Genomic DNA, 20,994 nt, shown 5'->3' with positions numbered 1-20,994 from the left:
GTATGGGTCCTGCGTTCGTGAGTGGGTGAGCGGGCCGGGTTCCAGCCTACGGGGCGGTCCTGAAGACGGGTGCCGGGCGGGCGCCGCCGCTAGGCTGAACGCGTGCTGCTGAGCGATCGTGACATCCGGGCCGAGGTCGAGGCGGATCGCATCGGCCTCGCGCCGTGGGAGCCCGAGATGGTCCAGCCCTCGAGCGTCGACGTGCGCCTGGACCGCTACTTCCGGCTGTTCGACAACCACAAGTACCCGTTCATCGATCCGGCGGTCGACCAGCCAGACCTCACCCACCTCATCGAGGTCGATCCCGATGAGCCCTTCATCCTCCACCCCGGCGAGTTCGCCCTCGGCTCGACCTTCGAGCAGGTGACGCTCCCCGACGACGTCGCGGCCCGGCTGGAGGGGAAGTCGTCGCTCGGGCGCCTCGGCCTGCTGACGCATTCCACCGCCGGCTTCATCGATCCCGGCTTCTCCGGCCACGTCACCCTCGAGCTGTCGAACGTCGCGACGCTGCCGATCAAACTGTGGCCGGGCATGAAGATCGGCCAGCTGTGCTTCTTCCGGCTATCGTCGGCGGCCGAGAATCCGTACGGCTCGGGTCCGTACGGCAATCGCTACCAGGGTCAGCGCGGCCCGACGGCGTCGCGCTCGTTCCAGAGCTTCCACCGCACCGACGTGGGCGTGACCGAAGCCGGCTCGCGCGGCGCCTGAGTCAGCAGCCGACGACGAGCACGAGCGAGGTGTCGCCGCACGCGAGCACTTCGCACCCGCCGCCGAGAGCGACCGGTGACACAGGCGGCTTGCGTGCCACCTCGGCGAGGCCCGGGAGACGCAGGATCGAGCCGGGCTCCCGGTGGGTGTCCGTCGACGTGACGACGCGGGCCGACGCGTTGACCACGGTCGCCGGGAGCGTCGTCGAGCCGAGCACCGGGAGCAGTTCTCGCTCCAGCCGGTCGACCAGTGCGTCGGCGCCCACCACGCCGACCATCGTGCCGTCTACGACCACCGGCGTGGTGATGGTGACCGTGTAGTCGTCGGTGCACACATAGTCCACGTACGGCCCCGTGAGGTGGCGGGCGCCGGTCGATGCGGGGACGCGCCACCACTCCAGTGCCGTGTAGTCGCGGAACAGCTCGCTGGAGGGGTCCTCGATCGCCCGCAGACGGTGCGCCGAGGGATCGGAGGCGGTCTCCCGCAGCCACCAAGCGAGGTGGTACGGAGCGTCCGGGAGGACCCCCGGGGTGGCGACGAACCCGGCGCCGGTCAGCAGCGTCTGCTCCGACACGGCGGGGACCGCGAAGGATGCGACGAGGGGATCGAGCGCCTCGGCGGTCAGCGAGGTCTCGCCGCCGAGCCTCTCGGTCAGCATCGCCTTCCAGTTGTCGATGGTCGCGAAGATCTCGTCGAACCGGGCGGCGACCCCTTCGGCGGCGGCCGCTGCGGCCCGGGCGTCGACCGTGGTCATGACGTGCCCTCCCTGGTCGATGTGGCGGATGCCGGCTCGGCGCCGAGCGGATGTCCAAGACGAGACCGCTCGACGATCAGCCAGCGGAACGCCGAGTCGATGTGCGCGACGGTCAGAGTGCGCGCCGTCTCGGCGTCTGCGTCGGCGATCGCGGCGATGACGCGCTCGCGTGAGCGCGCTCCACGGTCACGGTACTCCTGCTCGCGCAGGCACAGCCAGAGGAGCGGTCCCGCCTCGCCCTGCAGGCGCACCTCTTCGCGCACCAGGCGCGGGGACTGGCTGACGGCCGCGACCTCGAGTTGGAAGCGGGTGGTCGCGCGGCGGGCGCCCCCGGCGGTCGTCAGGTCCGCCGCTTCGGAGATGCGGCGAAGCGTGGCGACGTCGTCATCGCTGGCCCGATCGGCCGCAGCCTCGGCGGCCATGCCCGCGATGGCCGAGACGTGCAGGGCGAGGTCGCGCAGCTCGATGCGACTGATCGTGCGAAGGCGGTCTGAGTGGACGTGACTCGCGGACTCGCGGTCGAACGTGACGAAGCTGCCGCCCTCGCGTCCCCGGCGCGTGAGCACGAGCCCCTGATCGCGCAGCATCTCGAGGGCCTCGCGGGCCGTCACCAGCGCGACGCCGAGACTTCGCGAGAGCTCGGATTCACTCGGGAGGCGCTCGCCGTTGCGCAGCACGCCGCTGACGATGGCGTCGGTCAGACGCTGCGCCACGAGCTCTGCGCGGCCGGTCGGGTCCAGCGGTGCGAAGACGACCGCGCGGGCGGCGTCGAAGCGGCCGGTCGCCTGCGGCATGCGTCTCCTCGGGGATCGGCGAGGCGGATCGAGAGTGTTCCGCCTCATGCGTGACATGACCGTAACACGCTCGCCCATCTTTTGACATATGGCTCCATATGATTAAATTCACCTCGACATCGAAGGGGATCGTCCATGACCGCAGCACCCGGCACCGAGCCGCAGCCCGCCATCCGGCTCACCGGTCTCGCCAAGCACTTCGGCACCGTGAGCGCCGTCGACGACGTCGACCTCGAGATCGCCGCCGGCGAGTTCTTCTCGATGCTCGGGCCCTCGGGCTCGGGCAAGACCACAGTGCTGCGCATGATCGCGGGCTTCGAGCAGCCCACGGCCGGCACCATAGAGCTGTTCGGCGAGGATGTGACCGGCCGTGCGCCGTTCGATCGCGACGTCAACACCGTGTTCCAGGACTACGCGCTGTTCCCGCACATGACGGTCCTCGAGAACGTCGCGTACGGGCTCCGAGTGCGGGGCATGAAGCGCGCCGAACGCCGCGACCGGGCGATGCGCGCCCTCGAGTCGGTGCGGCTGGGGCAGATGGCCGAGCGCAAGCCGTCCCAGCTGTCGGGCGGGCAGCGACAGCGCGTGGCCCTCGCCCGCGCCACCGTCGTCCAGCCCAAGGCGCTGCTGCTGGACGAGCCGCTCGGGGCGCTCGACCTGAAGCTGCGCGAGCAGATGCAGGTCGAGCTCAAGCAGATCCAGCGCGACCTCGGCATCACGTTCATCTTCGTCACGCACGACCAGGAAGAGGCGCTGACGCTGTCGGACCGCATCGCGGTGTTCAACGCCGGGCGCATCGAGCAGCTCGGGACGCCGCGTGAGCTGTACGAGGCCCCGGCATCGCGCTTCGTCGCCGACTTCGTCGGCACGTCGAACCTGCTGGACACCGCGCACTCCGAGGCGCTGCTCGGCCGCGCGGGCGACCACTCGATCCGCCCCGAGAAGCTCACGCTCGCCGACGCCGCCGCGACCGCGGACGGCGAGCGGTCCGCTCCCGGAACCGTCGTGGAGTCCATCTACGTCGGCACCGGCATCCGTCGCGTCGTCGACCTGGATGCGGGCCTGCGCGTGACCGTCCTGGAACCCAACGACCGATCGCGCGCGGCCGATGACGAGCGCGGCGATCGCGTGCACGTCATCTGGCACGACGCCGACGTCGTCTCGCTGAGCTAGCGGGTCCCGCCACCGATCTCGCCGGATCCGCTCCGGCGCCGAGACCCCGGGCGATCGCCCGGGAACCACAGCACCACACAGCAACACCGAGAGGAACAGCATGATGAAGATCACGGGACGGGCGCGCAGCGGCGCGCTCGCCGCGATGGCGGCGACGTCGATCGTCGTCCTGGCCGGCTGCGGCACCTCGTCGGGCGGCACCGCCGCTCCGTCCGAGGCCGCCGCCGAGCTCGGCGACTACGAGGGCAGCGTCTCGATCCTGGCGTGGCCCGGCTACGTCGAGGATGGCAGCAACGACCCGAGCGTCGACTGGGTGTCCGCGTTCGAGGAACTCACCGGCTGCACGGTCGAATCCAAGACCTACGGCACGTCCGACGAGGCCGTGAACCTGATGAAGACCGGCGACTACGACGTCGTGGCCGCCTCGGGCGACGCGACCCTGCGCCTCATCGCCGCGGGCGATGTGACCCCGGTCAACACCGACCTCATCTCGAGCTACGCCGGCATCTTCGACTTCCTGAAGGACAAGGAGTGGAACTCCGTCGACGGCCAGTCGTATGGCGTGCCGCACGGGTACGGCGCGAACCTGCTGCTGTACAGCACGGACGTCTTCAGCGAGGCGCCCACCTCGTGGGACGTCGTGTTCGACGACGCGGCCGCGAACTCCGGCAAGATCACCGCGTACGACTCGCCGATCTACATCGCCGACGCGGCGGTGTACCTCATGGCGCACCAGCCCGAGCTCGGCATCGAGAACCCGTACGCGCTGGACGAGACCCAGTTCGCCGCCGCGGTGGACCTGCTCAAGGCCCAGCGCGAGCACATCGGCGAGTACTGGTCGGACTACCTCAAGGAGATCCAGGCGTTCCAGACCGGCGACTCGGTCGCCGGCACCACGTGGCAGGTCATCCAGAACGTCCTCGCGGGCGAGGGCGCGGCCACCGACGTCGTGCTCCCCGAAGAGGGTGCGACCGGCTGGTCGGACACCTGGATGATCGCGTCCGACGCCGAGAGCCCGAACTGCGCGTACGCATGGCTCGACTGGATCGCCAGCCCCGAGGCGAACGCGCAGGCGACCGCCTACTTCGGTGAGGCTCCCTCGAGCATCGAGGCGTGCGACTACCGCGACGACTGCGAGGCGTACCACGCCGGAGACGCCGAGTACGCGTCGCAGATCTGGTACTGGACGACCCCGATCGCCGAGTGCGTCGACGGTCGCACCGACGTCGAGTGCGTCGACTACGGCGCCTGGACGCAGGCCTGGGCCGAGATCAAGGGCTGACGCCCGCCCGAACGCCGGGGGCGGCGACGACGAAGCCGCGTCGCCCCCGGCCCGTCCCGAGGACACCATGACGACCGAATCCCTGCGCGTCGTACCGCCGCCGCGGCAGACCCCGCAGCGCCGCATGTCGGCGTTCCTGAGCGCCCACCCGCGCGCGCGCCTGACGCTGCTGCTGACCGCGCCCCTGTTCTGGCTCGGGCTGGTCTACATCGTCGCGCTCGTGCTGCTGCTGGTGACCGCGTTCTGGAGCGTCGACACCTTCACCGGCCAGATCATCACCGACTGGACCCTCGACAACATCATCACGGTGGTCACCGGCGCGCTGTACCAGACGGTGACGCTGCGCACGGTCGGCGTGGCGCTGCTGGTGACGATCATCGACGTCGCGCTGGCGCTGCCGATCGCCTTCTACATGGCCAAGGTCGCCTCGCCGCGCGCGCAGCGCATCCTCGTGATCGCGGTGCTCATGCCGCTGTGGGCCAGCTACCTCGTCAAGGCGTATGCATGGCGCTCGGTGCTGTCGTCCGAGGGCATCCTCGAATGGCTTCTCGCGCCCTTCGGCCTGCACACCCCCGGGTACGGACTGCCCGCCGTCGTCATCACGCTGGCCTACCTGTGGCTGCCGTACGTGATCCTCCCCATCTACGCCGGCCTCGAGCGGGTGCCCGATTCGCTGCTGGAAGCCTCGGCAGACCTCGGCGGCAAGACGTGGCGCACCCTCGGCAGTGTCGTGCTGCCGCTGGCCTTCCCCGCGATCATCGCGGGCACGATCTTCAGCTTCTCGCTGTCGCTGGGCGACTACATCACCGTGAACATCGTCGGCGGCGCGAACCAGATGCTCGGCAACCTCGTCTACACGAACGTGGGCGCGGCCAACAACCTGCCGCTCGCGGCGGCGATCGCCCTCATCCCGATCGTCATCATCTTCGGCTACCTGGCACTGGTGCGACGCACCGGCGCCCTGAACAACCTGTAGGGGGACCGAATGCGACTGGGAACCGGCGCCCGCGTGACGCTCGCCATCGTCACCGGCCTCATCCTGCTGGCGGTCTACCTGCCGCTGTTCGTGGTGCTGGTGAACTCCTTCTCGACGTCGACGTCGCTCACGTGGCCGCCGCCCGGCTTCACGCTGGAGTGGTGGGGGCGCGCGTTCCAGAGCGCCGGCGCGCTCGAGGCGGTCGGCACGAGCGTCTTCGTGGCGATCATCTCCACCGCCGTCGCGCTCGTGCTCGGCACCCTCATCTCGCTCGCGCTGCAGCGGTTCGAGTTCTTCGGCCGCGAGGCGGTGAACCTGCTGGTGATCCTGCCCATCGCGCTGCCGGGCATCATCACCGGCATCGCGCTGAACAACTTCTTCACCACGATCATGGGCGTCTCGCTGTCGATCTGGACAGTGGTCGTCGCCCACGCCACGTTCTGCATCGTGACGGTGTTCAACAACGTCATCGCCCGCCTGCGCCGCACCGGCACGAACCTCGAAGAGGCATCCGCCGACCTCGGGGCAGGCGTGTGGACGACGTTCCGCCTGGTCACCTTCCCGCAGCTGCGCTCGGCGCTGCTGGCGGGAGGCCTGCTGGCGTTCGCACTGTCGTTCGACGAGATCATCGTGACGACGTTCACGGCGGGCTCGGGCGTGACGACCCTGCCGATCTTCATCCTCAACAACATGTTCCGGCCGAACCAGGCGCCCATCGTCTCGGTGATCGCCGTGGTGCTCGTGATCGTCTCGATCGTGCCGATCTACCTCGCCCAGCGCCTGTCGGGGTCGGAGCAGACGCGCCGCTGACCGCGCCGCTGACCGCGCGGCTCAGTGCGCGGTGACGACACCCACCTGGTCGTGGACGAGCACGGCCGCGACGCGCGCGCCCTGGCCGGCGGCGACGATGAGCTGCTGCGGGCCGGGCGCCGCGGCGTCGCCCGCGGCGTAGAGACCGGCGACGCCCGTGCGACCGGACCGGTCGACCACGAGGTGGCCGTCGGCGTCGCGCTCGGCGTCGATCCCGTCGAGGAAGCCGAGTGCCGGGTCCCAGACCGGGCGGACGAAGCCGCCCTCGACGGGGACGACGTCGCCGTCCTTGAGGCGCACGCCCGACACCGCGCCGCGCTCACCCTCGAGGTCGGCGATCTCGCGTCGCTCCACCGCGATGCCTGCCGCCGCCAGCTCGGCCTCTTCGACCGTGTCGACCGCATCCGATCCGTTCGTGAACACCGTCAGCGCATCGGTCCATCGCGCCAGCAGGCGCGCGCGTGCCGCCAGGTCGCGCGTCTCGCCGATGAGCGCGAGTGGACGGTCCTGCAGCTCCCAGGCGTCGCACGCGGCGCAGCTGAAGACCGAGATGCCGTAGTACGAGCGCAGCGACTCGATCGCCGGCAGGGTCTCTCGCAGCCCCGTTGCGACGAGCACCGAGCGCGCGGCCACCGCCGGAGGGATGCCGTTCCCCCGGCCCGACAGCGCCACGACGAAGCGCTCGTCGCCTCCCCCGGGCTGTTCGATCACCCGTGTGGCGACGGCGCGGTCGAACACGCGGAGCGTCGGATACTGGGCAAGCTCGGCGCGCGCGAGCTTGCGCAGCTCCAGCGGCGGGACCCCGTCGCGCGTGAGGAACCCGTGGGAGCGCAGGGTGGCGGCGTTGCGGGGGCGCCCCGCGTCGATGATCGCGACCGAGAACCGTGCACGACCGAGGTTGAGCGCCGCCGAGAGGCCGGCGGGGCCCCCGCCGATGATCACGACGTCGAACACGGCGCCGGGGGCGGGACGGAGTGCCTCGCTCATGATTCGATCAGCGCTCCGGTGCGGGCGATCGCCACCTGCTCGTCGCGGGGGACGACCTTCACGCGCTCGCGGGTGTGCAGGTGCGAGGCGCCCAGCTCCCGCTCATGGGCATCGAGCGCACGCCACCCATCCCACGTGGTGAAGGCGACCTCGCGCTCGGTGAGAAGGTCGAGCACGTCGCCCTCGACGATCCGGGATGTCAGGCGCCCCGCCTGCGCGTCGGAGACGAGGTGGCCGATCGTCTCCATGGCGTCGGACTTCGTGTGGCCGATGAGCCCCACCGGACCGCGCTTGATCCAGCCGGTGGCGTAGAGACCCGCGACCGCGGCGCCGTCGTCGCCCGTCACGCGGCCCTCGACGTTCGGCACGACGCCCCGCGCGGCATCGAACGGTGCGCCCAGCACGGGCGTGCCGTAGTAGCCGACCGCTCGGTAGACCTGCTGAACCGCGATGTCGCGGAACTCGCCCGTGCCCGAGAACGTGCCGTCGCCGTTCGGGGCCGTGCGCTCGAAGCGCACGCTCTCCACGCCCGCGTCACCGAGCACCTCGACGGGGGAGTGGTGGAAGTGCAGGTGGAGGCGGCGCGTGGCGTCCGTGCGCTCCCGGCCCCGCCACGAGTTGAGGATGCGCAGCATCACCTTGAGCTGGTTGTTCTTCGCCGACGACGGATCCGCGTCGGCGAAGTCCTCGTCATGCACGACGATGTCCACACCGGGCACTTCGCCGAGCTCGCGGAGCTCGATCGGCGTGAACTTGATGTCGGCAGGGCCCCGGCGGCCGAACACGTGCACGTCGGTCACGGCCGAGGCCTCGAGGCCGGCCAGGACGTTGTCGGCGATCTCGGTCGAGCGCAGGTCCTCCGGGTGCTTGGCGAGCACGCGGGCGACGTCCAGCGCGACGTTCCCGTTGCCGATGACGGCCACGGAGGCGGCGTCCAGCGGCCAGTCGCGCGGCACGTCGGGGTGCCCGTCGTACCAGGCGACGAAGTCCGCCGCGCCGAACGAGCCCGGCAGGTCGATGCCCGGGATGTCGAGGTCGGCGTCGCGGATCGCGCCGGTTGCGATGATGACGGCGTCGTAGCGCTCGGCGAGCTCGTCCAGCGCGATGTCGCGGCCGACCTCGACGTTGCCGATGAACCGCGTCGTGCCGGCATCCAGCATCTCGTGCAGCGACGTCACGATGCCCTTGATGCGGGGGTGGTCGGGCGCGACGCCGTAGCGGATGAGACCGTAGGGCGCCGGCAGCGACTCGAACAGGTCGATCGCGACGTCGCCGCCGGCGTCGCGGACGGCGCCGGTGAGGATGTTGCCGGCGTAGATGCCCGCGGGGCCCGCGCCGATGATCGCGACGCGGAGGCTGGCGAGGGAAGAGGAGGCGGAGGTCACTGCGAGGGGCCTTTCACGGGGTCGAACGATGCGAGATCGAGGGTCTTGAGGTCATCGGGGGCGTACGGGCTCAGTCGCACCACATCGCCGACCACCACGACCGCGGGCGAGCGCACACCGCGCTGGGCGGCCTGCGCGGCGATGGTCGAGAGGGTTCCGATCGTCACGCGCTGGCCCGGCCCGTAGCCGTCCTCGACGATCGCGACGGGGCAGTCGGCGCCGCGCTCGCCGCGGGCGAGCGTGAGCGCGGAGTGGGCCAGCGTGCCGATGCCCATCAGCAGGACGACGGTGTGGTCGCGTGCGCCGCCGAGGTTCTGGATCTGGTCGTGCGCGGTCGCGACGGTGAAGGCGGTCGCCACGCCGCGGTGGGTGAGCGGGATGCCGGCGACGGCGGGCACCGACACGGCGCTCGTGATGCCCGGGACCACCTCGACGGCGATGCCGGCCTCCTGGCAGAACGCGAGCTCCTCGCCCCCGCGGCCGAAGATGTACGGGTCGCCGCCTTTGAGGCGCACGACGCGCTTGCCGTCGTGCGCGAGCTGCACGAGCAGCGCGTTGATGGCGTCCTGGGGCACGGCGTGATGGCCGGGACGCTTGCCGACGTCGACGACGTCGGCGGAGAGGCGGATGCCGTCGGCTTCGAGACCGTCGAGCACGGCGCGCGCCCCGAGCCGGTCGGCGACGATCACGTCGGCGGCTTCGAGGGCGCGCAGGCCCCGGAGCGTGAGGAGGCCGGGATCGCCGGGGCCGGCGCCGACCAGCTGGACGAGTCCGTTGGTGTCGGTCATGATCTCTCCGTCAGATGTGCAGACCGCACTCGGTCTTGCTGAAGTTGGCCCAGCGGCCCGAGCGCGGATCCTCGCCCTCGGCGACGGGCTGCGTGCACGGCTCGCAGCCGATCGAGGGGTAGCCCCACGACAGCAGCGGGTTGACGACGATGTCGCGCGTCGAGGCGTAGGCGGCGACGTCGTCTTCGGTCCATGCGGCGATGGGGCTGACCTTGACGAGGCCGTTGCGCTCGTCGAAGGCGACGAGCGGCGTGGTCGCCCGGCTTTCGGTCTCGTCACGCCGGACGCCCGAGAACCACACCTCGTAGCCGGCGAGCGTCTTCTGCAGCGGAATCACCTTCCGGCGCTGGCAGCACAGTCCCGGGTTGCGTGCGAAGAGGTCGCGACCGAACTCCTCGTTCTGGGCGGCGACCGTCTGCTCCGGGTAGACGTCGATGAGGCGCACGTCGAGCGTCCGCTCCACTTCGTGGCGCGTGAAGATCGTCTCGGTGAAGTGGTAGCCGGTGTCGAGGAAGATCACGTCGACGCCCGGAAGATGCTCCGAGACCATGTGGGGGATCGTCGCATCCGCCATCGAGGACGCCACCGCGGCGGCCTCGACGGCGAAGTTGCGAGCCACCCAGTCGAGCACCTCGTCGGCGGTCGCCTCGTGGTCGGTGAGGCTGCCGAGCTCGGCGTTGCCCGCTTCCGCGAGCGCGCGCAGCTCGTCGTGCGAGCGCAGGTGCTCGGCGCGAGGGGCGAGTGTCGCCGTCACTGCAGCGCCTCCTCGTCGGCCCGGTGAGCCCACTGGGCGAACGTCTCATCGGCATCCGCGTCGCGCTCCGCGAGGAAGCGGCGCACCACGCGCTCGGTGTAGTCCGCGATCCCGTCCGCCGCGACCTTGAGGCCGCGGACGGTGCGTCCGAGCCCGGCCTCGTCGCGGTCCTTCGAGGCGAGGCCGCCCCCGAGGTGGACCTGGTAGCCCGGAACCTGCGCGCCGTCGATGGTGACGAGCTGGCCCTTCAGGCCGATGTCCGCGGTCTGGATGCGGGCGCACGAGTTCGGGCAGCCGTTGACGTGCAGCGAGATCGGATGCGGCAGGTCGAGCCCGGCGAGGCGCTCCTCGAGCGCCAGTACGGCCGCGGTGGCGTTGCCCTTGGTCTCGACGATGGCGAGCTTGCAGTACTCGATGCCGGTGCAGGCGATTGTGCCGCGGCGGATGAGGCTCGGGCGTGCGGACAGCCCCAGGGCGTCCAGCTCGGCGACGAGCGACTCGACGTTGTCTTCGGGGATGTCGAGGACGACGAGCTTCTGGTGGGGCGTGGTCCGCAGTCGCGTCGAGCCGTGCGCCTCGACGACGTCGGCGAGCCTGGCCAGGGTCGGGCCCGAGACGCGGCCCACGATGGGCGTGACGCCGACGTAGAAGCGGCCGTCCTTCTGCCGGTGGACACCGACGTGGTCGCCGGGCGTCACCGGCGTCGGGGCGGCCGGCCCGTCGGGCAGCGCGTCGCCGAGGTACTCGTCCTGCAGAACCTGGCGGAACTTCTCGGGGCCCCATTCGGCGAGCAGGAACTTCAGTCGGGCCTTGTTCCGCAGCCGCCGGTAGCCGTAGTCGCGGAAGATCTGCGCGACGCCGTGCCAGGCCTCGGCCACCCGCTCGGGGGCGACGAAGACGCCGAGGCGCTCGGCGAGCCGGGGCGCGGTGGACAGGCCGCCGCCGACCCACAGGTCGTAGCCGATGCCGAGTTCCGGGTGCTCGACGGCCACGAAGGCGACGTCGTTGATCTCGTGGACGACGTCCTGGCTGGGGTGCCCGGTGATCGCGGACTTGAACTTGCGGGGGAGGTTCGCGAGGGACTCGTCGCCGATGAAGCGCGAGGTGATCTCGTCGATCTGCGGCGTGGCATCGATCAGCTCGTCGGCGGCGATGCCCGCGACAGGAGAGCCGAGGACCACGCGCGGCACGTCACCGCACGCCTCGGTGGTGCCCAGGCCCACTGCTTCGAGGCGTCGCCAGATCTCGGGGACGTCCTCGACCCGGATCCAGTGCAGCTGCACGTTCTGGCGGTCGGTGAGGTCGGCGCTGTCGCGCCCGAAGTCCTGCGAGATGCCCGCGATGACGCGCAGCTGCTCGGTCGTGAGCTGGCCGCCGTCGATGCGGACGCGCAGCATGAAGTACTCGTCCTCGAGCTCGTGCGGCTCGAGCGTCGCGGTGCGCCCGCCGTCGATGCCGGGCTTGCGCTGCGTATACAGACCCCACACGCGGAAGCGCCCGTGGAGGTCCGTGGGGTCGATGGAGGCGAACCCGCCCTTCGAGTAGATGCGCTCGATGCGGTCGCGCACGCTCAGGCCGTTGTCGACCTGCTTCCACTCCTCGTTGCCGTTGAGCGGGGCGGTGCCGTCGATCTTCCACTGCCCGTTCGGCTTGCTGGAGGGGCGCGGACGTGCGCGGCCGCCCTCGGGGCGGGCCGCGGGGTTGCGGGTGGAGGAGTCGCTGATCGTCACCTTGGCGAGATTACGGACGTCGCCCCGGCGCGGCCCGCCCGTGTGTCAACGACGGTTAATCACCGCAACACGGCGTCACACTCGCGTGTTGCGGGAATGCATCCGGGAACGGGTCGGATCAGCGGGCGGCTCGGTACCGGTCCACCACGAGTTCGACCAGCGCGTCGTCGGGAGCGTCGTCGTCCAGCAGGGGGCGCGCGACGACCGACCCCTCCGCGACCCGCACCGCGAGATCATGGAAGTACCCCGGCGCGAGCAGGTAGTCGGCCACCACGACGCGGTCGGCTCGCGTGCGTGCCGCGGCGACGGCGTCGGCGAGACGGGGCTCCGCGGCGGCGAGGAAGCCGACGTCGACCGGGCGGTCCATCAGTTCGGCGAGCATGCGGGCGGTCGCGCGGCAGTCGTCGTTGGCCCGTTCGTCGCTCGAACCCGCGACCGCCAGGACGACGGCGTCGTCGGGGCCGGGATGCAGGTCCCCCAGCCGTCGGGCGAGCAGGCCGGCCAGCCGGGCATCGGGGCCCAGGGCGCCGGCGATGGTCACATCGGCCCGATCCGCGGTCTGCTCCACCAGGTCGACGTGCACGTGGTACCCGGCCGAGAGCAGCAGCGGCACGACGACGACCGGTCGCCCCTCGCCGATCGCTCCGAGCGAGGCCGGCACGTCGGGCTGCTGCACGTCGACATGACCGAGACGCACCGGGACGTCGGGGAGCCGAGCGGCCACCGCGTCGACGAGGGCGGCGACGGCGGCCTGACCGTCCGGCGAGGCCGTGCCGTGCGAGATCGCCAGGAGAGCGGGCGTCGTCATGACCCCCATTCTGGTCCGTCGTCGCCACGCGCAGGGGCAGCCCGGCCGCGCTCGCCCTTCGTGGGGCGGGCCGACCGGCACTCGCCCGGCGGGTGATTCCGGGTTACGATCCCACACCGCTCTCGGTACGGTGAAGTCAAGACGAGCCGTCCGGAAGGTGCGAGATGACCAGCGAATCACCGACCACCAAGGCCCAGGATCCCCAGCCGCATCCGGGGATCGTCGCTCCATGGGTGATGTGGCCCGCGTCGATCGTCGTCGTGGCGTTCAGCGCATTCTGCCTCATCGCGCCCAGGGCGGCGGAGGCGATGTTCGGAGCCATCCAGTCGACGATCGTCAACGCGTTCAACTGGTACTACGTGCTCATCGCGGTCTTCTTCGTCGCCTTCTGCCTCGTCATCGGGTTCAGCAAGTACGGCGACATCCGACTCGGCGCCGACGATGATGAGCCGGAGTTCTCGGTCGGCGCCTGGTTCGGTCTGCTGTTCGCGGCCGGAATGGGGATCGGCCTGGTCTTCTACGGCGTCAGCGAGCCGCTCAGCCATTTCGTCTCTCCCCGACCCGGCGTGAGCGGAACGCCGGAGCAGCTCGCGGCGCAGGCGATGGGCCAGACGTACCTGCACTGGGGCGTGCAGGCCTGGTCGATCTACGTCGTCGTGGGTCTGGGACTGGCGTATGCGATCCATCGCCGCCGCCGGCCGATCTCGATCCGGTGGATCTTCGAGCCGCTCCTCGGCGAGCGGGTCAACGGCGCATGGGGCAACGTCATCGATGTCGTCGCCCTCGCCGGGACGATGTTCGGTGTCGCGACGTCGCTCGGGCTGGGCGTGCTGCAGATCAGCTCGGGCCTCGATTCGGCGGGCCTTGTCGAACCGTCGACGATCTCGCAGATCATCATCATCCTGGTCATCACCGTGTTCGTCCTGGCATCCGTGCTCTCGGGCGTGACCAAGGGCATGAAGTGGCTGTCGTCGACGAACCTGATGCTCGCCGGCGTCCTGGTGCTCCTGTTCCTGGTGCTCGGGCCCACCGAGTTCCTGCTGCGCGAATGGGTGCAGTCCATGGGCTACTACATCCAGAACTACGTCGCGCTGTCGTTCAACGTCAACGCCTGGCAGGGCGAGGCCGGCGAGATCTGGGAGGCCGGCTGGACGGCGTTCTACTGGGGCTGGTGGATCTCGTGGGCGCCCTTCGTGGGGATCTTCATCGCGCGCGTGTCGAAGGGCCGCACGGTGCGCCAGTTCATCATGGGCGTGATCATCGTGCCGACGCTGATCGGCATCCTCTGGTTCGCGATCCTCGGCGGATCGGCGGTCTACCAGGAGCTGACCGTGCCGGGGTCGATGACTCTGCCGGACGGCTCGGTGGACCTCTCGGGAGCGCTGTTCACGCTGTTGGGGTACATGCCGGCGACCACCTGGCTCACGATCGGCGTCATCATCCTGGTGGGAATCTTCTTCATCACGTCGTCCGACTCGGGTGCGCTCGTCATGGGCATGATCGCCACCGGCGGGCAGATCAATCCGCGCAAGCGCATCCGCACGCTCTTCACGCTGCTGACTGCGATCCTGGCGATCGCGCTGCTGCTCTCGGGCGGGCTCACCGCGCTTCAGACGGCGGCGATCATCATCGCGCTGCCCTTCAGTTTCGTCATGCTCGGCATCTGCTGGGCGACCATCGTCGCGTTCAGCCGTGAGCGCCGAGCCTACGATCGGGCGCAGCGGGCTCTCTTCGTGGACCGCATCGGCGAGTTCTACGGGCTGGAGACCGGCCCGGTGGACATCATCGGGCGCCGACGTCCCCGGTGGCAGCGTCGGCCGGCCGCCAAGGTCGGCGTTCCGACGGGCGCCGGCGAGGAGAAGGAGGAGCACATGGACCCGTTCGTCCTCACCCATGTCGACGGCGACCGCCCGCCGCGGCGCGCGTCGGCTGCGGCCCTCGAGATGGAGAACGCCGCGGTCGGAGGGGTGTCGACCGAGGACGTCGACGAACTCGTCGACCACGACCCGAGAGCGGCGGGCGATTCGCACCACATCCCGGATCGCAACGCCGACGACGACGGCAAGGACCCGCTCGGCTGAGCGGGCGCGGACGCGCCCTGCCGGATGGTCGGGCGCGTCCGGGCGTGGGCGCTAGAAGCTGGTGACGAGGTCTCCCAGCACCGACTTGACCTTGGTCGGGTCGGTGGCGTCGTAGTAGTGCGCGCCGGTCGCGCCCGAGATCGACTGCAGCGTCGCGACGTCCGCATCCGACCCGTAGGCCAGCGTGAACACGAGCACCGGCGAGTTGTGGTGCAGGTCCTCGAGGTGCGTGAGCATCTCCTCAGCCCCGATGGTCGGGCTCTCCGGCGTGTAGTTGGCCCCGTCGCTCAGGAGGACGATCGCGTTGATCCGGTCGTCGGTGGCCGACTCCGCCATCTGGGCCGCGTATTCGTCCACGGCTTCATAGAGCGGCGTGTGGCCGTACGCCTCGAGGGCCGACAGCGCGTCGAGGAAGTCGTCGCGGTTTTCGCTGATGTCGGCGACGGGCGCGACGATACCGGGTGTGAGGGCACCGCCAGGACCCTGGGCGAATGCGGCGAGCCCGACGTTGTCGCCGGCGGTGAAGTGGTCCAGGGCCAGCTCGATCGCGTCCTGCGCCGCCGAAAGCCGCGTGTCGTTGTCGTTGATGTCGTCCCCCATCGACCCGGAGGTGTCGATCAGGAACAGGACGTCGGCGCGCTTGCGCACGTCGGGGAACGCCTCGTTGACGGCCGCGACCACATCGGAATCCGGGAACTCCAGTGCTCCGACGGGTGCGGCCTGCAGTGCGCCCACCTCGAGCACCGACGTGTCGAGCTCGCCGTTGAGGTCGCGATAGCCCGATTCGCGCACAAGCTGCTGCCCCTGCGCGGTGCGCGCGTAGCGGAGGAAGTCCGCGGCGGCCTCGGCCTGCACATCGCTCACCCAGTCGCCGGTGAGCACCACCGCCGGGCTGTCGGAGACGTAGAAGCCATCGGTGGGGTAGATCGTGACGAGCTTCTCGCGCGGCGGCTCGGACTCGATGCGGGTGGCACCGTCGCGGCTCGTGATGCCGCGGTTGTAGTCCCACACCGACTTCTCGTCGACGATGACCGCAGAGAGGAAGTCGGCGGCCGAGCCGGCCTGCTCCGACTGGCGGGCGTGCCACAGGAAGTGCTCCGGGGTGGACATGTAGTGGCTCACCGACAGCTCCTGCTCGGTGACCGCCGCGGTCACCTCCGGATCGGCGATCGTGGCGGCGCTGAGGCCCTCGATGGAGCCGGATGCGGTGCCGTACGACGCGAACATCGCCGCCTCGCCGGAGGTGGCGGCCACCGGAGACGTCTTGCCGAGCTTGAACGAGCCCCACTCCGGATAGCCGAGATCCGACCAGAGGTTCTCGTCGGCGGCGGCAGTGAAGACGTCCGCCCACGACGGCGCCTCGTCCTCCCAGCCGATCGCCGCAGCGAGCGGCTGCGGCATCGCCAGGACGATGTTCGACTCGGCGGTGCTCTCTCCGCTGGCGGGGACGATGTCCTCGGCGCCCATGTCGCGGGCCACCGCGAGCCACGTGGAGGCATCCGGCATCCAGACGGTCGGCTGCTCCATCGCGGTGAGGCTGAAGCCGTCCGCGGCCTGCTCGGCGGCGAAGCCCGACTTCTCGCGCTCGGCGGTCACCGTGACGCAGGAGCCGCCGACGTCGCGGGGCTCGGCGTTGTAGCCGGCGGCGAGAGCCGCGACCATCTCGGCGTTCTCGAACGACGACAGCACCGAGACCTCGGTGCACGGGCCTGCGCCGGCCGCATCGGCCGGCTGGTCGTCGGGGAAGGCGATGGGCTCGTCGCTCGTGGCACGCACGATGAGCACCGACAGCGTGCCGATCGACGCGATCATCAGCACGATCACGGCGGCCGTGGTCCAGATGAGGATGCGGCGACGGCGCGCGGCTCGTGCGGCGCGTCGTTCGTCGATGGCGGAGGGAGTGCTCACCGGTGCCTCCGGCGGGTCGTGTGCGTCGGCGGCCTGGTCGGCGGCCGCCGCGCGTGCGGCTTTGGTCGGGGTGGCGCGGGGGCGCCGGGAACGGCGGGCGAGCCCGTCCGTCGTTGCCGAGCCTAGCCGACCCCGTCTGGGAAGGAACCGCGCGTGTGATCGCTCGTCAGCGCATCGCGGTGTTCAGCATCCCGATGATCACGGCGGTCCACCAGCTGACCTGCGAGACGGTGGCGCTCCAGATCGCCCAGGACCGCATGCGAAGCGGAAGCGCGCCGAACCGCACCCGCTGGGGCAGGCGCGCCAGCTCATCGGTCAGGCGCGTCATGGCGACCCCGTTCATCGCGGCCGTCAGCACGGCGGCCATCTTCAGCACCGTCAGCGGCTGCGTCAGGTCGGGCTGCAGGAAGGCGCCGGATGCCAAGAGGGCGAAGATCCCCATCCAGGCCAGCGGCGAGACCGTGTGCTCGATGCGCCGCACGTCCTCGACGGTGTTGCGCCCGACGGCCCACAGCAGGCCCTTCATCTCGAGCAGGACGGCGGCGCCGAGGCCGACGATGACACCGCCCAAGTGGACGAACAGTGCCGGGATCCGCATCCACTCCGGCGGGACGGCGGTCGAGCCGACCCAGAGCGAGAGGATCATCGCCAGCAGCACGGCCCAGTAGGCCAGAGCGCGTTCGTGGCGAGCGATACGGCGCGATTCGCGGAGTCGGTCGGACACGATCGGGAGGGGCTCTTTCTTCCGTGCGGACGGGGCACACCCCCCGCAAGGCAGAGTATCGGACTCCGGGGAGCGTGTCGTCGCGCCTGTGGAGCGGTGACGCCTCGCGCTTCAGTCGATGACCGCCTGCTTCGCGCGCACCGGGAGCATCAGCAGCAGACCTGCCAGCAGCACCAGCACGATGCCCAGAATGCCGAGGCGCGTGCTGCCCGACACGGCCACGGACAGCGCGAACAGGCCGGGCGCGAGGAACGAGACGGCACGGCCGGTCGTGGCGTAGAGCCCGAAGATCTCGCCCTCGCGGCCCGAGGGGGTGATGCGCGCGAGGAACGAGCGGCTGGCCGTCTGGATCGGGCCGACGAACGCCGTGAGGATGAGGCCCGCGATCCAGAACCCCAGCGCCGCGGTGCCGATGAAGAGGACGGCGGTGCCGGCCACCACGAGTCCGCCCAGCGAGGTCATGATGACGGCCTTGGGGCCGAACCGGTCGTCGAGCCGCCCGGCGAGGATGGTCGTGACGCCCGCGACGACGTTGGCGGCCACGGCGAAGTAGAGCACCTCGGACGACGAGAAGCCGAACACCTGGGCCGCGATGATGGCGCCGAATGTGAAGACCCCCGCCAGGCCGTCGCGGAACACGGCGCTCGCCAGCAGGAACATCAGCACCTGGCGGTTGCCGTGCCAGAGCTTCGTGATCGTGCCCCACAGCACGGCGTACGAACGGAAGAATCCGGGGTGGCGGCCCCGCTCGCGCGCGGGAGCCTCCGGCACGCGCACCAGCACCGGGATCGCGAACACGGCGAACCAGATTGCCGAGGCGAGCACGGCGACCCGGATGTAGAGCCCGTCGTCGGTCGGGATGCCGAGTGCTCCCGCCCGTCCGTCGACGCCGAAGCTCTGGATGAACAGTGCCAGCAGCAGGATGAGCAGCACGATGCCGCCGACGTACCCCATGCCCCAGCCGAAGCCCGACACCCGGCCCATGTTCTCCCGCGTGGAGACCTGGACGAGCATGGCGTTGTAGCTCACTCCGGCGAACTCGAAGAAGATGTTCCCGACGGCCAGCAGCGTCGCGCCGAGGACGAGGTAGGCGGGGGCGGCCTGCACGAAGAACATGGCGACCATCGCCAGGACGACGACGAAAGTGTTGATCCCGAGCCACAGTTTGCGGCGCCCGCTGCCGTCCGAGCGCTGGCCGAGCACCGGCGCGAGCACGGCGATGAGCAGGCCCGCCAGCATGAGCGCCCAGCCGACGACGCTGGCATTGTCGGCCAGCGCCCGCACCAGCGCCGGGTCGGAGTCGTCTCCGCCCGCCGCGGCAACGATGGCCGGGTCGACGAATGCCGTCGAGGCGAGATACGTGGAGAACACGAAGGTCGTGACCACCGCGTTGAAGGCGGCCGAGCCCCAGTCCCACAGCGCCCACGCCAGCACTTCGCGCTTGCGGGTGTTCGCGCCGGCCGGTGGCTCGGGGGCGGACTCGGGTGACGGGTGCTCGGGCAGCGGCATGTCGGTCACGGTAGGACCCTTCGGTGAACGGCGGGTTCCGCCACGGGTGCGCCGCTCCGTCGCGGCATGCGCCAGGGTACACGCGCCGACGGTCGGGTGGCCGCGCCGCTGATGCCATGATGGACGCATGTCCGTGCACGTCGAACGCGCCGAGCTGCCTGGGATCGGCACCCGTCATGACATCGAGACCGACGGCGGTCGCCGCCTGTCGGTCATCACCTTCCGCGAGGGCGGCCGCGAGATATCGGTCGCCGACGAGGATGATCCCGACCGCGCGGCGGAGACCGTGGCCCTCACCGACGAGGAGGCCACGGCGCTGTCGGAGGTCCTGGGCGGGTCGGTCATCATGACCCAGATCGCGGGCCTGCGCCAGCAGGTGGACGGGATCTCGACGAAGCAGATCACGCTGCGGGCGGACTCTCCCTACGCCGGACGGCCGCTCGGCGACACGCGCGCACGCACCCTCACGCGATGCTCGATCGTCGCGATCGTGCGCGATGCCGGCGTGATCCCCGCCCCGGCGCCCGACGAGGTGCTGCACGTCGGCGACACGCTCGTGTCGGTGGGGACGAGCGAGGGGCTCCAGAAGCTCGCGGACATCGTCGACGGAGTCTGACCCGATGTCTCATGGCGCGCTCGTTCTCATAGAGATCGGTGCGCTCCTGCTCGGGATCGCGCTGCTGGGCCGGCTCGCCGGCCGGCTCGGGATCTCGCCGATCCCGCTGATCCTGCTCGGCGGGCTCGCCTTCGGCGAGGGCGGCCTGCTGCCCTTCAACACGGGCGAGGAGTTCATCGAGATCGGCGCCGAGATCGGGGTGATCCTGCTGCTGCTCATGCTCGGGCTCGAGTACACGCCGCAGGAGCTCATGGGCAACCTCAAGACCTCGCGCGTGGCCGGCGTGTGGGACATGGTCCTCAACGCCACGCCGGGTGCGGTGCTCGCGCTCGCCCTCGGATGGGGGCCGGTCGCCGCCGTCGCGCTCGCGGGCATCACGTGGATCTCCTCGTCGGGCGTGATCGCCAAGATGCTCCATGACCTCGGGCGCCTGTCGAACCGCGAGACGCCGACGGTGCTGTCGATCCTCGTGATCGAGGACCTCGCGATGGCGTTCTATCTGCCGGTGCTCACGGCGCTGCTCATCGGTCTCGACCTGGGGGCGAGCGTCATCACGGTCGTCATCGCGCTCGCCTCGGTGATCGTGATCCTCTACATCGCGCTGCGCCATGGACACTTCGTGTCGCGGCTGGTGTGGTCGCGGAGCGCCGAAGTGCTGCTGCTGTCGATCCTGGGGCTCACGATGCTGGTCGCCGGGCTCGCGGCGCAGGCGAGCGTGTCATCGGCCGTCGGTGCGTTCCTGGTGGGCATCGCGATCTCGGGCCCGGTGGCCGAGCACGCCCATCGCCTGCTGATGCCGCTGCGCGACCTGTTCGCCTCGGTGTTCTTCCTGTTCTTCGGGCTGTCGACGAATCCCGCCGATCTGGTCCCGATGCTCGTTCCGGCCATCCTTCTCGCGATCGTCACGATGGGCACGAAGCTGCTGTCGGGATACCTGGCGGCGCGTGGAGCGGGCATCGCCGAAGCGGGTCGCTGGCGAGCCGGTTTCGCGCTCATGCCCCGGGGAGAGTTCTCGATCGTCATCGCGGGGCTGGCGATCGCCTCGGGGGTCGATCGGTCGCTGGCCGCGCTCGCGACCGCGTACGTTCTCATCACGATCGTCGTCGGACCGGTGCTCGCGCGCCTCCCTGATGCGCCGTGGTTCGCCGACTGGACCAAGCGGGTCCAGCAGGACCGGCGCAAGCGTCAGCGACTGGCCTCGCCGTAG

At 70.5% G+C, this 20,994-nt stretch carries 19 protein-coding genes; 8 read left to right on the top strand and 11 right to left on the bottom strand.

The genetic code is table 11. The annotated features are described in order from the left end of the window. Positions 1 to 102: 102 nt before the first annotated feature. Complete coding sequence (dcd, locus tag P0L94_13605) at positions 103 to 708, top strand: dCTP deaminase (GenBank protein ID WES63494.1); 606 nt, start codon at positions 103 to 105, stop codon at positions 706 to 708. A 1-nt stretch (position 709) separates the two neighbouring features. Here dcd and P0L94_13600 read toward each other — a convergent pair whose 3' ends face one another. After that, a complete protein-coding gene (locus tag P0L94_13600; protein WES63493.1) occupies positions 710 to 1,462 on the bottom strand; it encodes a hypothetical protein in 753 nt (250 codons plus the stop codon). Further along, a complete protein-coding gene (locus tag P0L94_13595) occupies positions 1,459 to 2,256 on the bottom strand; it encodes a winged helix-turn-helix domain-containing protein (GenBank protein WES63492.1) in 798 nt (265 codons plus the stop codon). Before P0L94_13595 ends, P0L94_13600 begins: the two co-directional genes overlap by 4 nt. A 135-nt stretch (positions 2,257 to 2,391) precedes the next feature. Here P0L94_13595 and P0L94_13590 point away from each other — a divergent pair, with 135 nt between their 5' ends. The 4 genes from P0L94_13590 (at position 2,392) to P0L94_13575 (ending at position 6,497) form a co-directional block, all read left to right on the top strand. After that, positions 2,392 to 3,429: an ABC transporter ATP-binding protein gene (locus tag P0L94_13590; protein WES63491.1), complete on the top strand. Its 1,038-nt coding sequence runs from the start codon at positions 2,392 to 2,394 to the stop codon at positions 3,427 to 3,429. 100 nt (positions 3,430 to 3,529) lie between these two features. Continuing rightward, the gene (locus P0L94_13585; protein ID WES63490.1) at positions 3,530 to 4,711 is read left to right on the top strand and encodes an extracellular solute-binding protein; all 1,182 of its coding nucleotides are present in this window, start codon (positions 3,530 to 3,532) and stop codon (positions 4,709 to 4,711) included. Between the two features lie 67 nt (positions 4,712 to 4,778). Next, entirely contained in the window at positions 4,779 to 5,687 is a 909-nt protein-coding gene (locus tag P0L94_13580; protein ID WES63489.1) for an ABC transporter permease, read from the top strand. A 9-nt stretch (positions 5,688 to 5,696) separates the two neighbouring features. Further along, positions 5,697 to 6,497: an ABC transporter permease gene (locus tag P0L94_13575; GenBank protein WES63488.1), complete on the top strand. Its 801-nt coding sequence runs from the start codon at positions 5,697 to 5,699 to the stop codon at positions 6,495 to 6,497. A 21-nt stretch (positions 6,498 to 6,518) separates the two neighbouring features. On the opposite strand, the gene P0L94_13570 is transcribed toward P0L94_13575, so the two are convergent. The 6 genes from P0L94_13570 to P0L94_13545 all read right to left on the bottom strand — a co-directional run bounded on the left by P0L94_13570 (position 6,519) and on the right by P0L94_13545 (position 12,949). Beyond that, on the bottom strand, positions 6,519 to 7,484 hold the full coding sequence (locus P0L94_13570) for an NAD(P)/FAD-dependent oxidoreductase (protein WES63487.1): 966 nt from the start codon (positions 7,482 to 7,484) through the stop codon (positions 6,519 to 6,521). Further along, entirely contained in the window at positions 7,481 to 8,869 is a 1,389-nt protein-coding gene (locus tag P0L94_13565; protein WES63486.1) for an FAD-dependent oxidoreductase, read from the bottom strand. Before P0L94_13565 ends, P0L94_13570 begins: the two co-directional genes overlap by 4 nt. Beyond that, a complete protein-coding gene (cobA, locus tag P0L94_13560) occupies positions 8,866 to 9,657 on the bottom strand; it encodes a uroporphyrinogen-III C-methyltransferase (GenBank protein ID WES63485.1) in 792 nt (263 codons plus the stop codon). Before cobA ends, P0L94_13565 begins: the two co-directional genes overlap by 4 nt. A 10-nt stretch (positions 9,658 to 9,667) precedes the next feature. Beyond that, a complete protein-coding gene (locus P0L94_13555) occupies positions 9,668 to 10,411 on the bottom strand; it encodes a phosphoadenylyl-sulfate reductase (protein ID WES63484.1) in 744 nt (247 codons plus the stop codon). After that, the gene (locus P0L94_13550; GenBank protein WES63483.1) at positions 10,408 to 12,141 is read right to left on the bottom strand and encodes a nitrite/sulfite reductase; all 1,734 of its coding nucleotides are present in this window, start codon (positions 12,139 to 12,141) and stop codon (positions 10,408 to 10,410) included. Before P0L94_13550 ends, P0L94_13555 begins: the two co-directional genes overlap by 4 nt. Positions 12,142 to 12,259: 118 nt before the next feature. Then, positions 12,260 to 12,949, bottom strand: a complete 690-nt coding sequence (locus tag P0L94_13545) for a CbiX/SirB N-terminal domain-containing protein (protein ID WES63482.1) — start codon at positions 12,947 to 12,949, stop codon at positions 12,260 to 12,262. A 164-nt stretch (positions 12,950 to 13,113) separates the two neighbouring features. Between P0L94_13545 and P0L94_13540 the strand changes: the two genes are divergently transcribed. Next, positions 13,114 to 15,030 carry a BCCT family transporter gene (locus P0L94_13540; GenBank protein WES63481.1) on the top strand — a complete coding sequence of 639 codons (1,917 nt, stop codon included), beginning with the start codon at positions 13,114 to 13,116 and terminating at the stop codon, positions 15,028 to 15,030. Between the two features lie 51 nt (positions 15,031 to 15,081). Here the strand turns inward: P0L94_13540 and P0L94_13535 are convergent, their stop codons facing one another. From P0L94_13535 to P0L94_13525, 3 genes are all read right to left on the bottom strand, one after another. Beyond that, complete coding sequence (locus P0L94_13535) at positions 15,082 to 16,938, bottom strand: substrate-binding domain-containing protein (GenBank protein WES63480.1); 1,857 nt, start codon at positions 16,936 to 16,938, stop codon at positions 15,082 to 15,084. Between the two features lie 166 nt (positions 16,939 to 17,104). Continuing rightward, complete coding sequence (locus P0L94_13530) at positions 17,105 to 17,662, bottom strand: hypothetical protein (GenBank protein ID WES63479.1); 558 nt, start codon at positions 17,660 to 17,662, stop codon at positions 17,105 to 17,107. A 111-nt stretch (positions 17,663 to 17,773) separates the two neighbouring features. Continuing rightward, positions 17,774 to 19,171, bottom strand: a complete 1,398-nt coding sequence (locus tag P0L94_13525; protein ID WES66326.1) for an MFS transporter — start codon at positions 19,169 to 19,171, stop codon at positions 17,774 to 17,776. A 127-nt stretch (positions 19,172 to 19,298) separates the two neighbouring features. On the opposite strand from P0L94_13525, the gene P0L94_13520 reads away from it, so the two are divergent. Together P0L94_13520 and P0L94_13515 are read left to right on the top strand one after the other, a co-directional pair. Further along, positions 19,299 to 19,787 carry a TrkA C-terminal domain-containing protein gene (locus tag P0L94_13520; protein ID WES63478.1) on the top strand — a complete coding sequence of 163 codons (489 nt, stop codon included), beginning with the start codon at positions 19,299 to 19,301 and terminating at the stop codon, positions 19,785 to 19,787. 4 nt (positions 19,788 to 19,791) lie between these two features. Then, positions 19,792 to 20,994: a cation:proton antiporter gene (locus P0L94_13515; GenBank protein ID WES63477.1), complete on the top strand. Its 1,203-nt coding sequence runs from the start codon at positions 19,792 to 19,794 to the stop codon at positions 20,992 to 20,994.

Origin of the sequence: Microbacter sp. GSS18, assembly GCA_029319145.1 — a bacterium.
GTDB lineage: Bacteria > Actinomycetota > Actinomycetes > Actinomycetales > Microbacteriaceae > Microbacterium.
Note: the sequence above shows the minus strand (reverse complement) of the source record. Positions and strands in the feature narration are given on the sequence as shown.

What these genes read in the sequence shown, in the direction of transcription:
- P0L94_13585 (WES63490.1), top strand. Translation starts at nt 3,530, where the DNA reads ATGATGAAGATCACGGGACGGGCGCGCAGCGGCGCGCTCGCCGCGATG.
- P0L94_13525 (WES66326.1), bottom strand. Translation starts at nt 19,171, where the DNA reads ATGCCGCTGCCCGAGCACCCGTCACCCGAGTCCGCCCCCGAGCCACCG.
- P0L94_13570 (WES63487.1), bottom strand. Translation starts at nt 7,484, where the DNA reads ATGAGCGAGGCACTCCGTCCCGCCCCCGGCGCCGTGTTCGACGTCGTG.
- P0L94_13520 (WES63478.1), top strand. Translation starts at nt 19,299, where the DNA reads ATGTCCGTGCACGTCGAACGCGCCGAGCTGCCTGGGATCGGCACCCGT.
- P0L94_13575 (WES63488.1), top strand. Translation starts at nt 5,697, where the DNA reads ATGCGACTGGGAACCGGCGCCCGCGTGACGCTCGCCATCGTCACCGGC.
- P0L94_13515 (WES63477.1), top strand. Translation starts at nt 19,792, where the DNA reads ATGTCTCATGGCGCGCTCGTTCTCATAGAGATCGGTGCGCTCCTGCTC.
- cobA (WES63485.1), bottom strand. Translation starts at nt 9,657, where the DNA reads ATGACCGACACCAACGGACTCGTCCAGCTGGTCGGCGCCGGCCCCGGC.
- P0L94_13540 (WES63481.1), top strand. Translation starts at nt 13,114, where the DNA reads ATGACCAGCGAATCACCGACCACCAAGGCCCAGGATCCCCAGCCGCAT.
- P0L94_13545 (WES63482.1), bottom strand. Translation starts at nt 12,949, where the DNA reads ATGACGACGCCCGCTCTCCTGGCGATCTCGCACGGCACGGCCTCGCCG.
- P0L94_13595 (WES63492.1), bottom strand. Translation starts at nt 2,256, where the DNA reads ATGCCGCAGGCGACCGGCCGCTTCGACGCCGCCCGCGCGGTCGTCTTC.
- P0L94_13600 (WES63493.1), bottom strand. Translation starts at nt 1,462, where the DNA reads ATGACCACGGTCGACGCCCGGGCCGCAGCGGCCGCCGCCGAAGGGGTC.
- P0L94_13580 (WES63489.1), top strand. Translation starts at nt 4,779, where the DNA reads ATGACGACCGAATCCCTGCGCGTCGTACCGCCGCCGCGGCAGACCCCG.
- P0L94_13590 (WES63491.1), top strand. Translation starts at nt 2,392, where the DNA reads ATGACCGCAGCACCCGGCACCGAGCCGCAGCCCGCCATCCGGCTCACC.